2 rRNA genes are annotated in these 3,276 nt (G+C 52.8%); both read left to right on the top strand.

From position 1 onward, the window contains the following. Positions 1–154 precede the first annotated feature (154 nt). Positions 155–3,043: ribosomal RNA gene (locus tag BN1132_RS16220) — 23S ribosomal RNA — on the top strand. 83 nt (positions 3,044–3,126) lie between these two features. After that, positions 3,127–3,241, top strand: a 5S ribosomal RNA gene (rrf, locus tag BN1132_RS16215). Positions 3,242–3,276 lie beyond the last annotated feature (35 nt).

Here is a 3,276-nt window from a genome sequence, read left to right as displayed (position 1 = left end):
TGCTCTTTAACAATCTGGAAAGCTGATTTAAAAAGTAGTTCTCAAACATTTGTTACAAGTGCTTTGGAAACTTCTTGGCGAAAACCAAATTTTATTTGGTCCTTGTTGTACAGCAACTTGAATGCCGTTTCGACGACACTTCTTGGGGTTGTATGGTTAAGTGACTAAGCGTACATGGTGGATGCCTTGGCAGTCAGAGGCGATGAAGGACGTACTAACCTGCGATAAGCCGTGAGCAGTCGGTAAGAGACATTACGACTCACGGATTTCCGAATGGGGAAACCCACCTAGCATAAGCTAGGTATCGCTACGTGAATACATAGCGTAGCGAGGCGAACCGGGAGAACTGAAACATCTAAGTACCCCGAGGAAAAGAAATCAACCGAGATTCCCTCAGTAGCGGCGAGCGAACGGGGATTAGCCCTTAAGCATCTTGGAAGTTAGTGGAACGGTCCTGGAAAGGCCGGCGATACAGGGTGATAGCCCCGTACACGAAAACAACCTTGATGTGAAATCGAGTAGGGCGGGACACGTGACATCCTGTCTGAATATGGGGGGACCATCCTCCAAGGCTAAATACTCCTGACTGACCGATAGTGAACCAGTACCGTGAGGGAAAGGCGAAAAGAACCCCTGTGAGGGGAGTGAAATAGAACCTGAAACCGTGTACGTACAAGCAGTGGGAGCCCTTCGGGGTGACTGCGTACCTTTTGTATAATGGGTCAGCGACTTACATTTTGTAGCGAGGTTAACCGTATAGGGGAGCCGTAGGGAAACCGAGTCTTAACTGGGCGTCTAGTTGCAAGGTGTAGACCCGAAACCGGGTGATCTAGCCATGGGCAGGTTGAAGGTTGAGTAACATCAACTGGAGGACCGAACCCACTAACGTTGCAAAGTTAGGGGATGACCTGTGGCTGGGGGTGAAAGGCCAATCAAACTCGGAGATAGCTGGTTCTCCCCGAAAGCTATTTAGGTAGCGCCTCGGACGAATACTACTGGGGGTAGAGCACTGTTTGGGCTAGGGGGTCATCCCGACTTACCAACCCCATGCAAACTCCGAATACCAGTAAGTACTATCCGGGAGACACACGGCGGGTGCTAACGTCCGTCGTGAAGAGGGAAACAACCCAGACCGCCGGCTAAGGTCCCAAAGTTCTGGTTAAGTGGGAAACGATGTGGGAAGGCTCAGACAGCTAGGATGTTGGCTTAGAAGCAGCCATCATTTAAAGAAAGCGTAATAGCTCACTAGTCGAGTCGGCCTGCGCGGAAGATGTAACGGGGCTCAAACCAGGCACCGAAGCCGCGGATTCACGCTAAGCGTGAGTGGTAGGGGAGCGTTCTGTAAGTCTGCGAAGGTGTATCGAGAGGTATGCTGGAGATATCAGAAGTGCGAATGCTGACGTAAGTAACGATAAAGGGGGTGAAAAGCCTCCTCGCCGGAAGACCAAGGGTTCCTGTCCAACGTTAATCGGGGCAGGGTGAGTCGACCCCTAAGGCGAGGCCGAAAGGCGTAGTCGATGGGAAGCAGGTTAATATTCCTGCACGACTTGTAATTGCGATGGGGGGACGGAGAAGGCTAGGTGGGCCAGGCGACGGTTGTCCTGGTGAAAGTGCGTAGGTGGTGTTTGTAGGCAAATCCGCAGACACAACACTGAGACACGAGACGAACGCACCACGGTGCGGAAGCCATTGATGCCCTGCTTCCAGGAAAAGCCTCTAAGCTTCAGATTACAAGTCATCGTACCCCAAACCGACACAGGTGGTCGGGTAGAGAATACCAAGGCGCTTGAGAGAACTCGGGTGAAGGAACTAGGCAAAATAGAACCGTAACTTCGGGAGAAGGTTCGCTCTTGTTGGTGAAGTCCCTTGCGGATGGAGCTGACGGGAGTCGCAGTGACCAGATGGCTGGGACTGTTTATCAAAAACACAGCACTCTGCAAACACGAAAGTGGACGTATAGGGTGTGACACCTGCCCGGTGCCGGAAGGTTAATTGATGGGGTTAGCGCAAGCGAAGCTCTTGATCGAAGCCCCGGTAAACGGCGGCCGTAACTATAACGGTCCTAAGGTAGCGAAATTCCTTGTCGGGTAAGTTCCGACCTGCACGAATGGTGTAACCATGGCCATGCTGTCTCCACCCGAGACTCAGTGAAATCGAATTCGCCGTGAAGATGCGGTGTACCCGCGGCTAGACGGAAAGACCCCGTGAACCTTTACTACAGCTTGGCACTGAACATTGAACCTACATGTGTAGGATAGGTGGGAGGCTTTGAAGGCGTGACGCCAGTTGCGCTGGAGCCGTCCTTGAAATACCACCCTTGTATGTTTGATGTTCTAACGCAGGGCCCTGAATCGGGCTCGCGGACAGTGCCTGGTGGGTAGTTTGACTGGGGCGGTCTCCTCCCAAAGAGTAACGGAGGAGCACGAAGGTTGGCTAATCCTGGTCGGACATCAGGAGGTTAGTGCAATGGCATAAGCCAGCTTAACTGCGAGACGGACAGGTCGAGCAGGTACGAAAGTAGGTCATAGTGATCCGGTGGTTCTGAATGGAAGGGCCATCGCTCAACGGATAAAAGGTACTCCGGGGATAACAGGCTGATACCGCCCAAGAGTTCATATCGACGGCGGTGTTTGGCACCTCGATGTCGGCTCATCACATCCTGGGGCTGAAGTCGGTCCCAAGGGTATGGCTGTTCGCCATTTAAAGTGGTACGCGAGCTGGGTTCAGAACGTCGTGAGACAGTTCGGTCCCTATCTGCCGTGGGCGTTGGATGATTGAAGGGAGTTGCTCCTAGTACGAGAGGACCGGAGTGAACGAACCTCTGGTGTTCGGGTTGTCACGCCAGTGGCACTGCCCGGTAGCTAAGTTCGGAATCGATAACCGCTGAAAGCATCTAAGCGGGAAGCGAGCCCTGAGATGAGTCATCCCTGACCCCTTGAGGGTCCTAAAGGGCCGTTGGAGACCACAACGTTGATAGGTGGGGTGTGTAAGCGCGGCGACGTGTTGAGCTAACCCATACTAATTACCCGTGAGGCTTAACCATACAACACCCAAGAAGTGTTCGAAGGCTTGTAGCAGATACCGAGAACGAAGAATTAAATCAGCTTTTTCAGATTGAAGATTTTGCCTGGCGGCAATAGCGCAGTGGAACCACCTGACCCCATGCCGAACTCAGAAGTGAAACGCTGTAGCGCCGATGGTAGTGTGGCATTCGCCATGCGAGAGTAGGACACTGCCAGGCACCCAACACGAAAAACCCCGCTCATTTGAGCGGGG

Source organism: Aeromonas sanarellii, from assembly GCF_000820085.1.
Lineage (GTDB): Bacteria > Pseudomonadota > Gammaproteobacteria > Enterobacterales > Aeromonadaceae > Aeromonas > Aeromonas sanarellii.
The sequence above is the reverse complement of the archived record's forward strand: the minus strand, read 5'-3'. Positions and strand labels throughout refer to the sequence as shown.